Here is a 19,310-nt window from a genome sequence, read left to right as displayed (position 1 = left end):
TTTGAGTTCGACTCTTTTTTTGCTATAATGAAGGGTATGAAATCCTATAATACCTTGAATGATTATTATCGAAATTTATTTGGAGAAAAGACCTTTAAAGTCCCTATTGATGCTGGCTTTGATTGTCCCAATCGAGACGGAACAGTCGCCCATGGTGGCTGTACTTTTTGTACGGTCTCGGGTTCTGGAGATGCTATTGTGGCCCCAGAAGCTCCGATTCGGGAACAATTTTACAAAGAAATTGATTTTATGCATCGGAAATGGCCAGATGTAAAGAAATATTTAGTTTATTTTCAAAATTTCACCAATACGCACGATAAGGTCGAGATCATTCGAGAGCGGTATGAGCAGGCCATCAATGAGCCAGGGGTTGTAGGAATCAACATTGGTACGCGTCCGGACTGCTTGCCTGATGATACCTTAGCCTACTTAGCAGAGTTGACCGAGCGCATGCATGTGACGATTGAGTTAGGTCTTCAGACCACCTATGAAGCGACTTCAGAATTAATCAATCGGGCTCATAGTTATGACCTCTATGTTGAAACAGTCAAGCATATTCGCAAACAAGTGCCGAAGGCTGAGATCGTCTCCCATTTGATCAATGGCCTTCCTGGGGAGACGCATGAGATGATGGTGGAAAATGTTCGCCGTTGTGTGACTGACAATGAGATTGATGGGATTAAGTTGCACCTCTTGCATTTGATGACCAATACACGCATGCAACGGGACTACCATGAAGGGCGCCTCCAACTCATGAGCCAAGAGGAATATGTCAAGGTTATCTGTGACCAACTAGAGATCATTCCTAAACAGATTGTCATCCACCGGATTACAGGGGATGCGCCACGTGATATGCTAATTGGTCCCATGTGGAGCCTCAACAAATGGGAAGTTTTAAATGCTATTGAAACCGAAATGCGTCGCCGTGGAAGTACCCAAGGATGTAAGCTGGAAGAAAAGGAGAGTGCTGATGTTACGACCGCTTGAAATGGCCCATCAATTTTTAGCAGAAGTGATCACCAAAGAAGATGTGGTGGTGGATGCGACTATGGGAAATGGGCATGATACGGTTTTTTTAGCCCAATTAGCAGGTCAGGTCTATGCCTTTGATATTCAAGAGCAGGCGCTTGCAAACACTCAAGAAAAATTGGAGAAGTTGGGGCTTCAACATGTCCAGTTGATCTTGGATGGCCACCAGCATGTGGACCAATATGTAGAGACCCTCAAAGTAGCTATTTTCAATCTGGGTTATCTACCATCTGCGGATAAATCAGTCATCACCCTTCCAGCGACCACTATTGAAGCGATGGAGAAAATTTGTGCTCGCCTACAAAAAGGAGGGCGAATGGCTATAATGATCTATTATGGTCATGAAGGGGGAGACATCGAGCGCGATGCAGTGCTGGACTTTGTCAGCCAGCTCCCACAAAAAGAATATACAGCGACTATCTACCGGACACTGAATCAAGTGAATCAGCCACCGTTTTTGGTCATGATCGAAAAATTAGAAAGCTACCGTCATGGATAAAGAATATTTAAAGAACAAAATTGAAGGGATGAGACATCATTTTGTCGAATCAACCATCCACGAACGAGAAACAGGTTTTTTTGACGAAGCCCATATGACCAAAAAGATGCTCAAAATAAAAAAGAAATTGGTTTCGCTTGAAATGGAACGCTGTCAAAAGAAGATTGAGCACAAGGATGTAACTAAGACTGACCAAAAGATTGCGGAGTTGAAACAGCAATTTGAGACCTGTTGCCAAGAACGTTAGGGAGGAGTGCTATGGAATTACTCCTTTATGCAGTGATCTTTTCGATGATTTTGATCGCTTCAAATGCTACCAACAAGCTTGTGCCGAGTCTTCCTCTGCCCTTGCTCCAAATCTTACTGGGCATTGGTTGGGCCCTCTTTATTCCAGAAGAAAATTTTCATTTGGATACAGAGCTCTTTCTGGCTTTGGTCATTGGTCCTCTTTTATTTCGGGAGGCAGAAGAAGCAGATATCACTTCCGTCTTAAAGCACTGGCGCATCATTCTCTATTTGATTTTCCCAGTGATTTTTATCTCAACCATTAGTTTGGGTTGGGCTGCCCATTCCTTATGGCTGCCTCTTCCTTTAGCAGCCTGTATGGCAGTGGGTGCGGCCTTAGGTCCGACAGATTTAGTAGCCTTTGCTTCTCTGTCTGAGCGCTTTACCTTTCCAAAGCGGGTTTCGAATATCTTAAAAGGGGAAGGCCTACTAAATGACGCCTCTGGCTTGGTTGCCTTTCGAGTGGCCTTGACGGCCCTTGCAACCGGAAGTTTCTCCCTAGGAGAAGCAGGCGTTTCCTTAGGAATCTCCATTATTGGAGGATTTGCGGTAGGAATCTTGACGGCCTTTGTGAATCGATGGTTGCAAAAGTTACTTTTGAGTGTTCGTGCCAGTGATATTGCCAGTGAATTGATATTAGAACTCAGTCTTCCTCTGTTGACTTTTTTCTTAGCTGAGGAACTTCATGTCTCTGGGATTATCGCCGTGGTTGTCTCTGGGATCCTCAAAGCCAGTCGGTTTAAGCGTATTACCCTTTTGGAAGCACGGGTAGATACCGTCAGTCATACTGTCTGGAATACGGTCAACTTTATCTTAAATGGATCGGTCTTTGTGATTTTGGGAATGGAATTGGAAATGATTGCTAAGCCGATCCTAAGCAGCTCGATTTATAATAATCTTCTCTTGCTTCTTTCGGTCTTTGTGTTGACAGCTTTGCTATTTTTGATTCGCTTTGTCATGGTTTATCTCTTTTACTGGTTTCGAACCCTTCGTCTCAAAAAGTCGGTTCGAAATTATCTAAAAGATGCCTTACTGCTGACCTTCTCCGGTGTGAAGGGAACGGTTTCGATTGCGACGATTCTTTTGATCCCAACTAAGATCGAAATAGAATACCCTATCCTGCTCTTTTTAGTGGCAGGAGTTACTCTTGTTAGCTTTATTACAGGATTGATGGTGCTCCCAAAATTGTCAGAAGACAAGGAAGAAACCAATGATTACCTAATGCAGATCGCGATTTTGAATGATGTTGTCATGGAATTAGAAGCAGAGCTAAAGAATAGTAAGCATAAGGGCCCCTTGTATGCAGCGATTGATAACTATCATGGTCGGATTGAAAATTTGATTTTAAGTCAGGAAAACAAGCTCATCCAAAAGGACTGGGAGCAGTTGAAGCTCTTGATTTTGAGTATTGAAAGTGATGGCTTGGAACAGGCTTATGAAGAAGGGATGATTCGAGAGCGTGGCTACCGCGTCTACCAACGCTATCTTCACAATATGGAACAACGTGTCAATCGCAATCTTTCGTCTCGTCTAACCTATTACCTCTTGGTGTCTTTCCGTCTCTTGCGTTTATTAGTTCATGAGATCTTAACTTTTGGGTCTGGCTTGCGAAACTGGTGGACCCGAGAAGACAGCAAGTTAGAGGCCATTGATTATGACCAGATTGCGGCCCTTTATCTGGCCAATACAGAAATCATCATCGAAAGTTTGGAAGACCTCAAGGGTGTTTATCGGAGTAGTTTGATCTCTTTCCTACAAGAATCTCGTCTGAGAGAGACAGCTATTATTACCAGTGGGGCCTTTGTGGAGCGGGTTATTAATCGCGTGAAACCAAATAATATCGATGAAATGTTACGAGGCTATTATTTGGAGCGTAAGATTATTTTTGAATACGAAGCGCAACACCTGATTACCGCCAAGCAAGCGCGCCGTATGCGACAAAATGTCAATGAATTAGAAAGCTATTCCCTAAGAGAAAGTGCCAATACTCTCCCATATGATATGATCGAGTATGCACGGAATCGATAAAAAGTAAAAGTGCTAAGATGAGAATCTTAGCACTTTTCAGATTGAAGTCAAAGTCATCTTAAAAACTTTCCTTAGGTGAGTACGGACGTCAGCGAACTTCTACGAAGTTCCATGACTAATTATTGAGCCTAAGGTCTCAATAATTCCGAGTGCTAGAAACAACCGTGTTTCTAGCACTTTTCTCACGGCGGAAAGTTTCAGTAGATGATTGAATAATTCTAACGATTAAATTATTTTATTTTTATAGAATTTATTAGATTTGAACAGAAGAACTGTTTGTCTATACTCTCAAAGTACCAAGATGAGAATCTTAGCACTTTTTGCTTTATTCACTTTCTGTTCAGCGTGCGATTTCTGGTTTGACAAAGAGCCGTCCGTCTCCTAGATCGATAAGAGAAACTGGAGCCTGGTAAAACTGGCTGAGAACATCTGGTGTTAGAATTTGATCTTTTGGTCCTTGATCCACAACTTGTCCATCTTTGAGTAGGAGGACATGAGTCATATCTTTGGTGATTTCTTCGGCATGGTGGGTGACGTAGATCATGGTTGGAGCATGATCCAGTTGTTTGATCTGATGAATGTGACGGAGTAGTTTTTCTCTGGCAAAGAGGTCCAGTCCACTCGAGGCTTCATCAAAGATGATCAGATCTGGCTGATCCATGAGGCTTCGTGCAATGAGGACCGTTTGTTTTTCGCCCTGGGAAAGGTCACGGTATTTGCGGCCGATCAAAGAGCTAGCCCCAATCGACGCCAACATTTCTCGTGCCCAGTTCAGTTCTTCCTCCCCATAAGTAGCATATAAAATACTACTCTTGTATTGACCAGTGAGGACAATTTGCTCCGTTAGGAGATGCTCTGGCAATCTTTCTGAAATAAAGGAGCTAACGATCCCAATGCGCTTTCGTAATTCAGGAATTCCCCCTTCTCCAAAACGAGTTCCAAGGACGGTTATCTGACCGGAACTAGCCCAGTATTCTGACATCAATAGTTTGAGGAGGGTTGATTTTCCTGCCCCATTTAGACCTAAGATGGCCCAGCATTCATTTTCTTTTACTTGCCAGTTGAGCTCTTTTAAAAGAGCTTTTCCATTTCGGATCAAATTGACGTCTTGTAGTTCAATCAAATTATTCATAACTTCATCCTTTTGATTAAAATCCCCTCTATTCTATCATAAAATATGGTAGAATAGGAAGTAGGAGGTAAGGAATGTTTCGAAATAGTAAATTGTTATTCTGGACATGTGAGATTTTATTATTGACGGTGATTTTCTATATTTGGAAATCGATGGGCACCTTGATTTCTCCATTTGTATCTGTTCTGAATACCATCCTCTTACCATTTTTAATTGCAGGTTTTTTATACTACATTACCAATCCAGTTGTGGAATTGTTGGAGAAACACCTTAAAATCAAGCGTGTATTTGGGATTTTGATTACCTTGGTGTTCTTATTTGGCATCGTGGGCTTGGGGATTGTTTATCTCCTCCCCATCTTAATCAATCAGTTAACCAGCCTGATCAACTCGACCCAAGGCCTGTATTGGGAAGTCCAAAGTTTAGTTCGAAAACTCTCGACCAACCCTTTGTTCCAGAATGTGAATATCCAATCGACGATTCAGCAGTTGAATCTCTCTTATGTGGATATCCTACAAAATCTCTTGAATAGTGTGACCAACAGTTTAGGAAGTGTGGTTAACACCATTGTCAATACGGTCTTTATTTTGATCATGACCCCCGTCTTCTTGGTTTATTTCTTGATCGATGGGAAGAAGTTATTGCCCATGCTAGAGCGAACCATTTTACGTAATGACAAACTCAACATCTCAACCCTCTTGGTTAGTTTGAATGAAACGGTCTCCCGCTATATAAGTGGTATTTCAATCGATGCCTTGATCATTGGAACACTAGCCTACATTGGCTATAGTTTTATTGGCTTGAAATACGCTTTGGTCTTTGCCATCTTCTCTGGACTGGCCAACTTGATTCCCTATGTAGGACCAACCATCGGCTTGATTCCAATGATTATCACCTATGCCTTCACAGACATGGATATGATGATCAAAGCAGTCATTTACATGTTGATTATCCAGCAGATCGATGGAAATATTCTTTATCCGCGTATTGTTGGAGGCGTCATGAAGGTTCACCCGATCACCATTATGGTTCTTTTGTTGCTCTCTAGCAATATCTACGGAATTATCGGTATGGTTGTCGCTATTCCAGTCTATTCAATAGGAAAAGAAATCGTGAAATTCTTGGCCAATCTATATGATAATCACCGGGCTGCCAAGGAACAGAAGAAAAAAGAAGAATTTGGAATCATCAATAAATCATAGACTCTAACGCCTATATGGGCCTTGGAGTCTTTTTTGTACATTTTTTTGAAAAAATGCCGATAAAAAGTCAACAAGCGCTTTGAAATGTGTTAAAATAAAAGTAATTTTGAAAGAAAAATATGAAAAAGGTGGGGAAAGATGAGACTCCTTTTATCCAAAAAACAGAGACGCCAATTGCAATTGTTGGAAATCTTGATCAAGGAAAAAAGATGGTTCCACTTAAAAGAACTGGCCAAGCAATTAGATTGTACTGAACGCTCGTTAAAAGAGGATTTGTCTAATCTTCGTAGTACGTTTGATGAATTTTTAATTGAATCGTCGACCAATGGGATCAAAATTAGTTATGAGGATTCGGTTGGGCTCGAGGTAATTTACCATCACTTTTTTAAAGAATCACAAGCCTTCGCTTTGATTGAATACCTCTTTTTCAACAAGGATGTATCCAATGAGTATATTTGTAGAAAGTTTGATCTGAGTTATCAATCTTTTTATCGCTTAATTCGGACCATTAATCAAAAACTGCAAACAAAATACAATGTAAAGATCGATTTGAAACCTCTCAATCTAGTTGGAGATGAGATTGATGTTCGTTTCTTTTATGCCCAGTATTTTGCGGAGCGTTATTACTACATGGAGTGGCCTTTCCCTGAATTCAAGGAAAATGCTGTGACCGATTTGATCACCTTCTTCTTCAAGCTCTATGGCTATCCCTTGACCTTCTCTGTTATCAAGTCTTATAAAGTTCTCTTGACGGTTTATCTCTCCCGCATCAAGCAAGGCTATTTTATCGACATGCCGACGAACTTTGATGCCTACAAGGAACAGTATCAAGGGGTGACCAATGTCGAAGAAATGTTGCGCTACTTTAGCTTGCAACTAGGTGTAGAGTTGAATGAAAAAGTCTTGGAGCAGTTCTTCATTATCTTTATTCAGGAGAATTTCTATTTTAGTCCAGAAAGCTTGATCGAAGCAGCAGAAACAGATCCTTATGCAAAAGAGTCGACAGCTCTCATCAAAGATATGTTCAAAGATCTATGCTATACTTATGATTTAGAGATTGAAAATCTAGATGAGATGTTGATGCACGTGCATAATACTTCGCATCTAGGTCGTAAGGAATTGTTCTCGGAGTTTCTCTTATTTGATACGAAGACCAATACCAATGAAGATTTTATGAGCATCTTCCCTGCCTTCTATGATGATTTGAGAGATCATTTGATCACCTATATGAAAACGATGAAGCAAGATCTGAATGAAGAAATTATCAAGCACATGATCTATACAGTCTACACACACTGGGAGCGTCTCTTACCGCAATTATTGCGCCGTCGGAAATCGATTAAGGTCTTGATTATCAGTCGTTTTGATGACCACCATGCTAAATCCATGATTGACTTCCTTGATTTCTATTGTACGGATAACTTTGAATTCACACAGATGATCAAGTACAATCTAACAGTGGACGATATCGAAGCTTCGGATGCTGATGTTGTGGTAGCCAACTTTATGATGCCAGAATTAAAGAGAAAACCATTTATCTGTACAAGTAGCCTCTCGTCCCTTGAGTTAGTAGAAAAACTCAACGCTTTCTTTTATGATTTTACCAGTGCAGAACACTAAAATCAGGACTCGTTCCTGATTTTTTGATGGGAAAAAAAGAAAATCAGATAGATGAATGCAGGCTCTCGTATTTTGTGGTATAATAAACAATATTATATACTGGAGGATTGTATCCATGGAAGACCCTGGTAGTCAGGAAATTTTACTGGAATTTATTTTATTGATTTTTTTGACATTATTGAACGCCTTTTTCTCGGCGACCGAAATGTCAATGGTATCGTTGAATCGCTCTCGTGTAGAGCAAAAGGCTGAAGAAGGGGATAAAAAATACATTCGTCTTCTTAGCGTTTTGGAACAGCCCAACCATTTCCTATCCACTATTCAGGTGGGGATCACCTTGATTACCATCTTATCTGGGGCGAGTCTTGCAGATAGCCTTGGTCATGTCATTGCTGGATGGATGGGGAATACTAAAACGGCTATTACAGCTGGAAGCTTTTTATCTCTAGCGTTTTTGACTTATATTTCGATCGTATTTGGGGAACTCTATCCGAAACGAATCGCTATGAACCTGAAAGATGAGTTAGCTGTTCGAACAGCTCCGATTGTCATTTTATTAGGAAAAATTGTTAGCCCCTTTGTTTGGTTGCTTTCAGTGTCGACCAACCTTTTGAGCCGTATCACGCCAATGGAATTCGATGATCCGGATGAAAAGATGACGCGGGATGAAATCGCGTATATGCTGACCAATAGTGAAGCAACACTAGATGCGGACGAGATTGAGATGCTCCAAGGGATCTTTTCATTAGATGAAATGGTAGCGCGTGAAGTCATGGTGCCACGGACAGATGCCTTCATGGTTGATATCAATGATGATACCAAAGAAATTATTGAAAGTATCCTTAAGCAAAATTTTTCACGGATTCCTGTCTATGATGATGACAAGGACAATGTCATCGGTCTCATCCATACCAAACGTCTCTTGAACGAAGGATTTATCAATGGCTTTGATAATATTGTCTTAAGAAAGATTTTACAAGAACCTTTGTTTGTTCCAGAGACCATTTTTGTAGATGATCTTTTGAAGGAATTGCGCAATACCCAAAGGCAAATGGCCATTCTGCTTGATGAATATGGTGGGCTGTCTGGTTTGGTTACTCTTGAAGACCTCTTGGAAGAAATCGTCGGTGAAATTGACGATGAGACTGACAAAGCAGAAATTGATGTCTTTGAAATTGCGGACAATACCTATGTCGTACAAGGAGCCATGTCACTAAATGACTTTAACGAATATTTTGATGTTGAGTTGCAAAGTGATGATGTGGATACCATTGCAGGGTATTATCTGACAGAGGTTGGGCGAATTCCAACCTTGAAAGAGCGACTCAGCTGTGAAGTCGATAGTCAAAAGAAACACCTCATTTTGACAAATGACAAAGTAAAAAATGGTCGTGTGACCAAGGTGAAAGTTGAAATTTCTGAAATCGTCGAGGAAGATGAAGAAACTAAATCAAAAGAAGATTAGAAAATAGAGGCCTGGACGTGTTCCAGCCTCTGTTTTTTTCTTGTCAGGACCAGTTGAATTTTCAAAAAATTTCAAAAATTTCTGAAATAGTCTTGACAGTCAAAAAAAATTACGGTAAGATAATACCCATAAAAAAAGAAAGCAGAAAATAAACATGAAGCAACAAGCCATTTCAACTCAAAAATTTTACTTTAGCTACTTTAGATAGTGTTTGTAGACATGATCTCATGGATGCAAACAACCCAAGCAATTTGTTTGTATCTATGTGGCTAAGATTTTTGATGATGGTCCATAGAGCTAGTATCTAAATGGACCAAGGTTTTTGTATCTTGTTGGAGAATTTCAAGCATCCGTTTAGAGAATGATCTAAGCGGATTTTTTATTTATTTTTGCAGTAAAGGAGTTTGAAATGAAAGTAGTCAAAAAATTACTAGCACCTGTCCTAGTTGTAGGACTTCTGTTAACATCATTGGTGACCTTGCACCATCTAAAGGATGCTAAAAAAGAGAATGTGTATCGGATTGGGATTTCCCAGTACATCACTCACAAATCCCTCGATGCAACTCGAAAAGGCTTTATCGAGGAGTTGAAGAAAGAAGGTTATGTGGATGGAAAAAAAATTCAGATTGATTTTCAAAATGCTCAAGGGGAGCAGCGAAATCTGAAAAATATTTCCAAACAATTGGCGGAAGAAAGTGATCTCGTCTTTGCAATTGCAACACCATCTGCTCAAAGTTTGGCCAATACCACGAAAACAACGCCGGTGGTCTTCTCAGCTGTGACCGATCCATTAGCAGCCAAGTTGGTGAAGAACTTGAAGGAACCAGGGGGCAATATCACTGGGACAAGTGACCAGTCAGAAGATGCGATCGCTACACAGGTGGACTTGATCAAACAAGTGCTTCCAACAGCGAAAACAGTCGGAATTCTTTATACACAAAGCGAGCCCAATTCAGTTGTCCAAAAAGACAATGCGAAGAAGATCCTAGAAGCCAAAGGTTATCAAGTGGTTGAAAAAACAATTCTTGATAGTAACAATGTGAAAGCAGCAACAGACAGTATCATGTCAGAAGCAGATATCGTCTTTGTACCGACGGATAACATCATCTCTTCAACAATGGAAACCATTAAACAGGTTTCCCTCAGCCACAAGATTCCAGTCTTTGGGGGTTCTACTGAGATGGTGGCTACTGGAGGCTTGTACAACTTTGGTACGGATTATGAAGAATTGGGTAGAGAAGCTGCACGGATGGCCATTCGCATCATGAAGGGCGAAAAACCTGAAAAGATCGCAGTTGAAGCGCCTGAAAAATTAGAATTGCACACCAATAAAGAGATGGCCAAAGAGCTAGGAATTGATATCAGTTCATTGAAGGTAGAGAAATAGGAGGTTTGGGATGAATTTCGTTTTATCAAGTTTATCAGAAGGTTTATTGTGGTCGATCATGGCGATCGGTGTTTACTTAACTTTTCGAATTTTAGATATTGCCGATATGACGGCAGAAGGAGCCTTTCCACTTGGAGCAGCGGTTGTGGCTTCACAGATTCAAGCGGGAAGAAATCCCTGGCTGGCGACCTTATTGGCTTTTCTAGCAGGGATGATCGCAGGCTTGATCTCTGGGATTCTTCATACAAAGATGAAAATTCCAGCCCTCTTGACAGGGATTGTCACTTTGACTGGTCTCTACTCTATTAATATCAAAATCATGGGAGGGGTTCCTAACCTTTCTATTGGCGATGCCAGTACGATTTTTAAGAGTGTCATGAAATTAGGTCTGTCTAATGAAGAAGCTGTTTTCTTGATTAGTATTTCCTGCTTGATCATCGTTTGTATCTTGTTGACCCTCTTGATGAAGACGCAACTTGGCTTGGTCTTGCGATCAACTGGTGATAATATTCCGATGAGTGAGGCTAATGGGGTCAATGTGGATAACATGAAGATGTTGGGCTACATGATTTCGAACGGCTTGATAGCTCTTTGTGGGGCTATGTTTGCTCAAAATGATGGTTTCTCAGATGTCACTTCTGGGACAGGGACGATCGTAGTTGGTTTAAGTGCTGTCATTATCGCAGAAGTCCTGATTCATGAATTAACCATTGGTTGGCGTTTGCTTTCAATCGGGGTCGGGGCTATTGTGTACCGTTTGATTATCTTAAATATTTACGAGATTCCAAATCTCGATCAAAATATGGTTCGTCTCTTCAATGCGATCTTGCTCGCGATTGTCTTGTTCGCTCCTGAGGCGCAAAAACGTCTTCGCGTTCGCGGATTGAAGTTAGGAAATTAGTAGGAGAAAAGTATGGCAACATTATTATCAATTGAAGGCATTCATAAGACATTTGAAGCAGGAACGGTCAATGAAAACCATGTCCTCAAAGGCTTGGATCTCCAAGTAGAAGAGGGGGATTTCATTTCGGTTATCGGTGGGAATGGTGCTGGGAAATCAACGCTGATGAACATTTTGGCAGGAAATCTAGTCGTAGATGAAGGGGATATCTTGCTAGAAGGCAACTCTATCAAAAATACGAGTGTTCGTAAGCGTGCCAAGGATATTGCGCGTGTCTTCCAAGATCCTAAGATGGGGACGGCTTCTCGTTTGACCATTGAAGAAAATATGGCCATTGCCCAACGTCGTGGTCAATCTCGTGGTTTGGGCTGGGGGGTTCGGGAGAAAGACCGTGACTTATTCCGTGAAGCCTTGAAGGAATTGAACATTGGTTTAGAGAACCGTCTCAAGGTGGATACCCAATATTTGTCTGGTGGACAACGTCAAGCTTTGACCCTGGTCATGGCAGCCTTGGTCAAACCGAAACTCTTGCTTCTGGATGAACATACCGCAGCGCTGGATCCTAAAACCAGTGAAATGGTCATGGAATTGACCCAAAAGATCGTGGAAAGCCATGATTTAACAACCTTGATGATTACACATGATATGAACCATGCTATCGAATATGGCAACCGCTTGATCATGCTCTACCAAGGAAAGATCGTCGTAGACGTCAAAGGAGAAGAAAAGAAAAACCTAACGGTTGAAGATTTGATGCACCTCTTCCACAAGAATAGTGGTGAAACTTTGGTGAGTGATGAATTGGTCTTGGGATAGAAAAAGAGAGTGGGACAGAAATCGGTAATTCGTTAGAATTCGATTTCGTCGTCCCACCTCCGTACAGTTGAGTAGGGCTGTAAAAGCTGATGAAATCAGCGTAGTAGGGCCCACTCAACCACTGCGTCTTGCTCGACAATCCAAAGATAATTGAGAGGCTAGAACTTTTGTCCCAGCCTCTTTTATTTCCTCCGCTCTGCATAGTCGACAAAATGAAACTTGTCTAATTTATGACGGCTTTCGGTGAACTGGAATTGCCACCCATCTGCAAGGAAGACCTGGGAGCGGACCGTTACAACGTGTTGGTCTTTTCCAAGATCTAGTAAGATTTTATCGCGATTATCGATTGGTGAAATCAAGATTTCTTAAGATATTAAAAAAAAGAAAACGGCTCTTCGTTTTCTTTTTTTACCATAGAGAATAGGTAAGAGTAACAGCTACTGGAATGGCCTGTACTAATACAATGGGATGAAATTGGAAAACAGTTTATTTTCTAAAAAATCATTAAAATCCTTTTATTCACAAGGAATCGTGATATAATAAAATCATAAAACGTTTTCAGGAGAGAAGGACAAGGCATGGAAAATGAAACAGTTGACTATGGAAAAGTAACAGGAATAGTACACTCTACGGAAAGCTTTGGTGCAGTGGATGGACCAGGGATCCGTTTTATTGTCTTTCTTCAAGGCTGTCAAATGCGGTGCCAGTATTGCCATAATCCAGATACTTGGGCTATGGAAACCAATAAGTCCCGTGAACGGACGGTGGATGATGTTCTAGAAGAAGCCTTGCGGTTTAAAGGCTTCTGGGGAAATAAAGGAGGAATTACAGTCAGTGGAGGAGAAGCTCTGCTTCAAATTGACTTCTTGATTGCCCTCTTTACCAAAGCTCAAGAACTAGGCATCCACTGTACGCTCGATACTTGTGCTCTACCTTTCCGCAATACCCCGCGTTACCTGGAAAAATTTGATAAACTGATGGCAGTGACCGATTTGGTGCTTCTTGATATCAAGGAAATTAACGATGAACGGCACAGATTTGTAACTAGTCAAACCAATAAGAATATTTTGGCCTGTGCCAAGTATTTGTCTGATATTGGCAAGCCCGTTTGGATTCGCCATGTCTTGGTGCCAGGTCTGACAGACCGAGATGATGATTTGATCGAACTTGGAAAATTTGTCAAAACTCTTAAAAATGTTGATAAGTTTGAAATTCTGCCCTATCATACCATGGGTGAGTTCAAGTGGCGAGAATTAGGGATTCCTTATTCTTTAGAAGGAGTGAAACCTCCAACAAAAGAACGGGTTCAAAATGCGAAGGACTTGATGGAAACCGAAAGTTATCAAGATTACTTGAAACGAGTTAAAAGGTAAAGAAGTTAAGACAGTTGGTCCTTCCAGCTGTCTTTTTCTAATGAAATGCACAACTATTCCCTTTCTTTAAACGGAAAAACGTGCTAAAATAGAGTGACTATAGAAATGAAAATGAAGAGGTAGAAACATGTCAAAAATTCTTGTTTTTGGTCACCAAAACCCTGACTCAGATGCCATTGGTTCATCTGTAGCTTTTGCTTACCTTGCAAAAGAAGCTTACGGTTTGGATACAGAGGCAGTGGCCCTTGGAACTCCAAATGAAGAAACAGCTTTCGTCTTGAACTATTTTGGTGTAGAAGCACCGCGCGTGATCACATCTGCTAAAGCAGAAGGTGCAGAGCAAGTCATCTTAACAGACCACAATGAATTCCAACAATCTGTTTCAGATATCGCTGAAGTAGAAGTGTATGGTGTTGTGGACCACCACCGTGTGGCTAACTTTGAAACTGCAAGCCCACTTTACATGCGTTTGGAACCAGTTGGATCAGCATCCTCTATCGTTTACCGCATGTTCAAAGAGCATGGCGTAGCTGTTCCAAAAGAAATCGCAGGTTTGATGCTATCAGGTTTGATTTCAGATACCCTTCTTTTGAAATCACCAACAACCCACCCATCTGATAAGGTGATTGCGCCTGAATTGGCTGAATTGGCTGGTGTGAACTTGGAAGAATACGGTCTTGCCATGCTCAAGGCTGGTACAAACTTGGCAAGCAAATCTGCTGAAGAATTGATTGATATCGATGCCAAGACATTTGAACTCAACGGAAACAATGTTCGTGTGGCTCAAGTGAACACAGTTGATATTGCTGAAGTCTTGGAACGCCAAGCTGAAATCGAAGCAGCTATCCAAGCCGCAAATGCAGCTAACGGCTACTCTGACTTTGTCTTGATGATTACAGACATCGTCAACTCAAACTCAGAAATTTTGGCTCTTGGTGCTAATATGGACAAGGTAGAAGCAGCTTTCAACTTCAAACTTGAAAACAACCACGCTTTCCTTCCAGGTGCTGTTTCACGTAAGAAACAAGTGGTACCACAATTGACTGAAAGCTTTAATGCATAATCATAGATGGGGAAGCCCATTGTTAAAAAGGAGTTTCGGCTCCTTTTTTGCTAGGAGAGAAGTATGTTAGAAAATGGCGATTTGATTTTTGTGAAAGATGATTCGGATATAGGACAGGCCATCCAGGAATCTACTGGTAACTATAGCCACGTGGCCATCTTTTTGGATGGACAGGTCTATCATGCTACGGTGGAAGGCGGTGTCCTTGCCCAGGCTCCTGAGGACTTCTTTGAAGCTGGAAAAGTCTATGACCTTTATCGCTATCCGAAAATGGATCACAAAGAGGTCAAAAAGCTGGCAGAGAGCCTTTTAGGTGCTCCCTACAATGCTTCCTTTTATCCAGATGGAGATGGTTTCTATTGTTCCCAGTTTGTAGCAGAAATTCTCCCTATTTTTGAAACCATTCCCATGAAGTTTGGAGATGAGGAAGAGGAGATTAGTCCGTTCTGGCTGGATTACTACAAGGAGCTTGGCCTAGCCGTTCCTCTAGATCAGCCCGGGACCAACCCGAGTCAGTTAGCCCAGTCTCCCCATCTACAATTTAAAGAAAGGTATTTGGATGATTACCATCATTAACCCCACACGTTTGACACGTCAGCCTTTTTTTAAGGACTTGATCAACTATTTGGATCAGCAGGATGATGTGATTTTGCGGCAAATCAAGGCCCAATTTCCAGATCAACCAGTGGATAAACTGATGGAGGAGTATATCAAAGCGGGCTTGATCCTTCGAGAAAATAAACGCTACACCCTCAACCTGCCTTTCTTGGAGTCAGCTGATCTCGTTGATTTGGATCAAGAAGTCTTTGTCCGAGAGGATAGTGAATTTTATCAGGAACTGAAAGTCAAGGTCTTCCAAACGGAACTCCGCAACACGACCAATGCAGTGCTTCTCATAGAGGAGACTGACTTTGAGCGAAATGCACAGACCCTTTCCAATTACTTTTACAAGGTGGCTCACCAATACCCTTTGACGGAGGAGCAAGAGAAGCTCTATGCCATTTTGGGAGACGTCAATCCAGAGTATGCTCTCAAGTATATGACTAGCTTTTTGCTCAAGTTCCTCAAAAAAGAAGAAGCCCAGCAAAAGCGCAGAGACATCTTTGTAGACAGTTTAGAAATCTTAGGCTATATCCGAAAAAATGATGAAGGCAAATATGAATTAGTAGTGGACTTGGACAAGGAAAGATTGATGTTTATCAAACAATAGAAAAGGCTAGGAAAATTTCCTAGCCCTATTTCGTTTGATTATAGATAACGTTCAGCGATGGCGGCATCCCCTGGATACTCTTCTTTTACGCCATTGACGATTTGGTAGCAGTCAGCTCCTTTTCCGGCGATAATAACAGCATCTTCAGGCTTGCTGGTCGTTGCCATAGCCTGTTGAATGGCTTGTTCGCGGTCTGCGATTTTCTCTACAGGGCGCGTGATGAAACTGCTAATCTCTTCAGCGATGGCCAAAGGATCTTCATAGTTAGGGTCATCCGCTGTGAGGAAGACTTGGATCTCAGGATGGTCTTCTAAGAGCAAGCCAAAGTCCTTGCGACGGCTCTCTCCTTTATTCCCGGTTGATCCAAGGACCAGCGAAATGGTTCCGGTTTGATGGGTTTCGACAACTGAGAGCAGTTTTTTCAAGCTATCTCCATTATGGGCATAGTCGATGAAGACCTTGGCCCCATTCTTTTGAGTCAAGACTTCCATTCGGCCAGGAACGCGCGTCTTGGCAATTCCTTTTTGGATGTCTTCGAGACTCGCCCCTAGACGAAGGCAGGCAAGACCTGCAGCCACAGCATTTTCTTGGTTGAAGCGACCAATCAGTTGGGTCTCGTAGTCGCCGGCTAACTTGCCAGTGACAGAAAAGCTAAAGGCTTTTGAGTTCTGGACTTGGTTGCTTGATTGACTACCGTAAAAGTCGTGGTCTTGCTCAGCGACCTCTTCCGCAAGAATCTCAAAATGATTCATATCGCTATTGACGACAACAGCACGGCTATTTTCCATCAAGAGACGTTTGTGGTAGAAGTAGTCTTCGAAGGTCGGATGTTCAATCGGTCCGATATGGTCAGGGCTGATATTGAGGAAGACACCGACATCAAAGGTCAGACCGTAAACCCGTTTGACTAAATAGGCCTGACTAGAGACCTCCATAATCAGGTGGGTTCGATCATTGGCAACTGCCTGGGCCATCATTTCAAACAAATCAATGCTTTCTGGAGTCGTCAAGGTTGACTTGAAGAAGGTCTTGCCATCCAAGGTTGTGTTCATAGTGGATAGCATAGCTGGACGGTGGCCTTGTTCAAGAATCTTATAGGCATAGTAAGCAGAAGTCGTTTTGCCCTTGGTTCCTGTAAAGGCTAAGAGTTTTAGCTGACGCTCAGGGTGGCCATAGAATTCCATGGCAATCAAGCTCATAGCCTGTTTGATATCCGTAACGAGAATGGCTGGGATGCTGACCTCAAAGTCTTGCTCAGCGACATACCACTGGAGACCTTGCTCGATCGCTTGCTCCAAAAATTCCTTCTTGAAATTTGCCCCCTTGACAAAAAAGAGGGTCTCAGCGTTGACCTTTCGACTATCGTAGCTAATTTGATTAAAAGAAACACCACTTGCTGAATAGTGGTATTCTCCGTCTTGTAGGATCTCACGAAAGTTGTGATCCTCTTTTAAAATGTTTAATACAGTTTCTATCTTCATCATAATCCTATTTTAAACTGAAAGACCTTATTTTACAAGTGTAAAGGAAAAGTTTATAATGAAGAGAAGAAGAAACGAAAGAGGACGTTTATGAGTCACGAACAAAATGACCAGCAAGCCCAGATGCTTCGCGGGACTGCTTGGATGACAGCCAGTAATTTTATCAGCCGTTTGCTAGGAGCCGCTTATATTATTCCTTGGTATATTTGGATGGGAAAATATGGGCCACAAGCCAATGGTCTTTTTACAATGGGCTACAATATTTACGCTTGGTTTCTCTTGATTTCGACAGCTGGGGTACCTGTAGCTGTTGCCAAGCAAGTAGCCAAGTACAATACCCGGGACCAAGCCGATCATAGCTTTGCTTTGATTCGAGGATTCTTGAAATTCATGGGAATTCTAGGCCTTGGATTTGCCATTCTCATGTATCTTTTATCTCCTGTCTTTGCTAGCCTTTCAGGTGGTGGAAAAGAGCTCGTTCCGATCATGCAGAGCCTTTCTTGGGCAGTTTTAATTTTTCCTTCCATGAGTGTGATCCGAGGTTTTTTCCAAGGTTTTAACAACATGAAACCTTACGCCATTAGCCAGATCGCAGAGCAAGTCATCCGGGTCATCTGGATGTTGCTTACGACCTTCTTCATTATGAAGATTGGCTCAGGAGATTATGTGCAGGCTGTTACGCAGTCGACCTTTGCTGCCTTTATCGGGATGGGAGCGAGCCTTCTGGTTCTCTTATATTACCTTGCAAAGACAGGTTTGCTCGCTTCTATTTTTAGAAAGCAAGAGGGAAGTGAAGAGATCAACACTCGAGCTCTTCTGCTAGATACCATCCGTGAAGCCATTCCTTTTATCATCACCGGTTCAGCTATCCAGCTCTTCCAAATTGTCGACCAGATGACCTTTATCAATGTCATGTCTTGGTTTACAGATTATAGTCAGAAACAGCTGATGGTCATGTTTAGTTATTTCTCTGCCAATCCAAACAAAATCACCATGATCTTGATCGCAGTAGCGACTTCGATTGGGGGAGTTGGGATTCCTCTGTTGACAGAGAATTATGTCAAGGGTGACCTAAAAGCGGCTGGTAAGCTCGTACAGGATAACTTGACCATGCTATTAGCTTTCTTGCTTCCAGCCACTATTGGGGCCGTAGCTGTTGCAAGACCCCTCTATACCGTTTTCTACGGGCAACCAGATAACTTAGCTTTGGGCCTCTTCATTGTAGCAATGTTGCAGACGGTGATTTTGGGTCTTTACACAGTCTTGTCCCCTATGATTCAAGCCCTTTTCCAAAATCGCAAGGCCATTCGCTACTTCCTTTATGGAGTGGTAGTGAAATTGTTTTTACAAATTCCATTTATCCTAGTCTTTCGTTCCTATGGTCCGCTCTTGTCAACGACCATCGCCTTATTGGTACCAATCGTACTCATGTATCGGGAGATCCAAAGCATTACTCAGTTTAATCGGACCATCGTCTTCAAGCGGACCTTGCTTGGTGCTATCCTAACAGTGGTGATGCTCCTTGGAGTTTTGATTGCAGGCTTGATTATGGGCTTGATTTTCCCACCAAATGGCCGTGTATCGAGTATGATTTATCTCTTCGTCATCGGTGGATTAGGCGTTGCCATTTATGGATCCTTAGGACTATGGCTTCGGTATTTTGACCGCTTTATCGGTGGGCAAGCAGTACGACTCAGACAGAAATTCCGGATTAAATAAACCTGTGAGGCTGGGACAAAAGTCCTAGCCTCTTAATTGTTTTTGGATTGTCGAGCAAGACGCAGTGGTTGAGTGGGCTCTACTACGCTGATTTCATCAG

Annotated in this window: 17 protein-coding genes and 1 pseudogene; 15 read left to right on the top strand and 3 right to left on the bottom strand. The window is 42.0% G+C overall.

Annotated features, from left to right (window positions below):
- The first annotated feature begins 27 nt into the window (after window positions 1-27).
- From HMPREF9186_RS03790 to HMPREF9186_RS03775, 4 genes are read left to right on the top strand one after another with little or no spacing between them, the layout of a single operon-like run.
- On the top strand, window positions 28-987 hold the full coding sequence (locus tag HMPREF9186_RS03790; protein ID WP_009731495.1) for a TIGR01212 family radical SAM protein: 960 nt from the start codon (window positions 28-30) through the stop codon (window positions 985-987).
- Entirely contained in the window at window positions 971-1,528 is a 558-nt protein-coding gene (locus tag HMPREF9186_RS03785; protein ID WP_009731494.1) for a tRNA (mnm(5)s(2)U34)-methyltransferase, read from the top strand. Before HMPREF9186_RS03790 ends, HMPREF9186_RS03785 begins: the two co-directional genes overlap by 17 nt.
- Window positions 1,521-1,775: a hypothetical protein gene (locus HMPREF9186_RS03780; protein WP_003008329.1), complete on the top strand. Its 255-nt coding sequence runs from the start codon at window positions 1,521-1,523 to the stop codon at window positions 1,773-1,775. The genes HMPREF9186_RS03785 and HMPREF9186_RS03780 overlap by 8 nt, the downstream gene beginning before the upstream one ends.
- An 11-nt stretch (window positions 1,776-1,786) precedes the next feature.
- Window positions 1,787-3,841: a cation:proton antiporter gene (locus HMPREF9186_RS03775; RefSeq protein ID WP_009731493.1), complete on the top strand. Its 2,055-nt coding sequence runs from the start codon at window positions 1,787-1,789 to the stop codon at window positions 3,839-3,841.
- Between the two features lie 340 nt (window positions 3,842-4,181).
- Here the strand turns inward: HMPREF9186_RS03775 and HMPREF9186_RS03770 are convergent, their stop codons facing one another.
- Window positions 4,182-4,973, bottom strand: a complete 792-nt coding sequence (locus HMPREF9186_RS03770; protein WP_009731492.1) for an ABC transporter ATP-binding protein — start codon at window positions 4,971-4,973, stop codon at window positions 4,182-4,184.
- A 74-nt stretch (window positions 4,974-5,047) separates the two neighbouring features.
- Here HMPREF9186_RS03770 and HMPREF9186_RS03765 point away from each other — a divergent pair, with 74 nt between their 5' ends.
- The 6 genes from HMPREF9186_RS03765 (at window position 5,048) to HMPREF9186_RS03740 (ending at window position 12,364) form a co-directional block, all read left to right on the top strand.
- Window positions 5,048-6,175, top strand: a complete 1,128-nt coding sequence (locus HMPREF9186_RS03765) for an AI-2E family transporter (RefSeq protein ID WP_009731491.1) — start codon at window positions 5,048-5,050, stop codon at window positions 6,173-6,175.
- Between the two features lie 138 nt (window positions 6,176-6,313).
- A complete protein-coding gene (locus HMPREF9186_RS03760; RefSeq protein ID WP_009731490.1) occupies window positions 6,314-7,795 on the top strand; it encodes a M protein trans-acting positive regulator PRD domain-containing protein in 1,482 nt (493 codons plus the stop codon).
- Window positions 7,796-7,910: 115 nt separating this feature from the next.
- Window positions 7,911-9,260, top strand: coding sequence for a hemolysin family protein (locus HMPREF9186_RS03755; protein WP_009731489.1), 1,350 nt, complete (start codon window positions 7,911-7,913; stop codon window positions 9,258-9,260).
- 409 nt (window positions 9,261-9,669) lie between these two features.
- Window positions 9,670-10,647, top strand: a complete 978-nt coding sequence (locus tag HMPREF9186_RS03750) for an ABC transporter substrate-binding protein (protein WP_009731488.1) — start codon at window positions 9,670-9,672, stop codon at window positions 10,645-10,647.
- A 10-nt stretch (window positions 10,648-10,657) separates the two neighbouring features.
- The gene (locus HMPREF9186_RS03745; protein WP_009731487.1) at window positions 10,658-11,548 is read left to right on the top strand and encodes an ABC transporter permease; all 891 of its coding nucleotides are present in this window, start codon (window positions 10,658-10,660) and stop codon (window positions 11,546-11,548) included.
- A gap of 12 nt (window positions 11,549-11,560) precedes the next feature.
- Window positions 11,561-12,364 (top strand): ABC transporter ATP-binding protein, encoded by an 804-nt coding sequence (locus tag HMPREF9186_RS03740; protein WP_009731486.1) that lies wholly within the window; start codon window positions 11,561-11,563, stop codon window positions 12,362-12,364.
- A 182-nt stretch (window positions 12,365-12,546) separates the two neighbouring features.
- Here HMPREF9186_RS03740 and HMPREF9186_RS11080 read toward each other — a convergent pair.
- Window positions 12,547-12,729, bottom strand: a pseudogene (locus HMPREF9186_RS11080) (UTRA domain-containing protein); the annotation flags it as partial.
- Window positions 12,730-12,942: 213 nt separating this feature from the next.
- Here HMPREF9186_RS11080 and pflA point away from each other — a divergent pair.
- The 4 genes from pflA (at window position 12,943) to HMPREF9186_RS03720 (ending at window position 16,010) form a co-directional block, all read left to right on the top strand.
- Window positions 12,943-13,737, top strand: a complete 795-nt coding sequence (gene pflA, locus HMPREF9186_RS03735; RefSeq protein WP_009731485.1) for a pyruvate formate-lyase-activating protein — start codon at window positions 12,943-12,945, stop codon at window positions 13,735-13,737.
- Window positions 13,738-13,864: 127 nt separating this feature from the next.
- Window positions 13,865-14,800 carry a manganese-dependent inorganic pyrophosphatase gene (locus HMPREF9186_RS03730; protein WP_009731484.1) on the top strand — a complete coding sequence of 312 codons (936 nt, stop codon included), beginning with the start codon at window positions 13,865-13,867 and terminating at the stop codon, window positions 14,798-14,800.
- A gap of 63 nt (window positions 14,801-14,863) precedes the next feature.
- Window positions 14,864-15,376 (top strand): YiiX/YebB-like N1pC/P60 family cysteine hydrolase, encoded by a 513-nt coding sequence (locus tag HMPREF9186_RS03725; protein WP_009731483.1) that lies wholly within the window; start codon window positions 14,864-14,866, stop codon window positions 15,374-15,376.
- A complete protein-coding gene (locus tag HMPREF9186_RS03720) occupies window positions 15,360-16,010 on the top strand; it encodes a DUF1803 domain-containing protein (protein ID WP_009731482.1) in 651 nt (216 codons plus the stop codon). The genes HMPREF9186_RS03725 and HMPREF9186_RS03720 overlap by 17 nt, the downstream gene beginning before the upstream one ends.
- Before the next feature lie 38 nt (window positions 16,011-16,048).
- On the opposite strand, the gene HMPREF9186_RS03715 is transcribed toward HMPREF9186_RS03720, so the two are convergent.
- Window positions 16,049-17,494 (bottom strand): UDP-N-acetylmuramoyl-L-alanyl-D-glutamate--L-lysine ligase, encoded by a 1,446-nt coding sequence (locus HMPREF9186_RS03715; RefSeq protein ID WP_037613920.1) that lies wholly within the window; start codon window positions 17,492-17,494, stop codon window positions 16,049-16,051.
- Window positions 17,495-17,581: 87 nt separating this feature from the next.
- Here HMPREF9186_RS03715 and HMPREF9186_RS03710 point away from each other — a divergent pair, with 87 nt between their 5' ends.
- A complete protein-coding gene (locus HMPREF9186_RS03710; RefSeq protein ID WP_009731480.1) occupies window positions 17,582-19,210 on the top strand; it encodes a putative polysaccharide biosynthesis protein in 1,629 nt (542 codons plus the stop codon).
- Window positions 19,211-19,310: the final 100 nt, after the last annotated feature.

The organism is Streptococcus sp. F0442, from assembly GCF_000314795.2.
Classification (GTDB): Bacteria; Bacillota; Bacilli; order Lactobacillales; family Streptococcaceae; genus Streptococcus.
The sequence above is the reverse complement of the archived record's forward strand: the minus strand, read 5'-3'. Positions and strand labels throughout refer to the sequence as shown.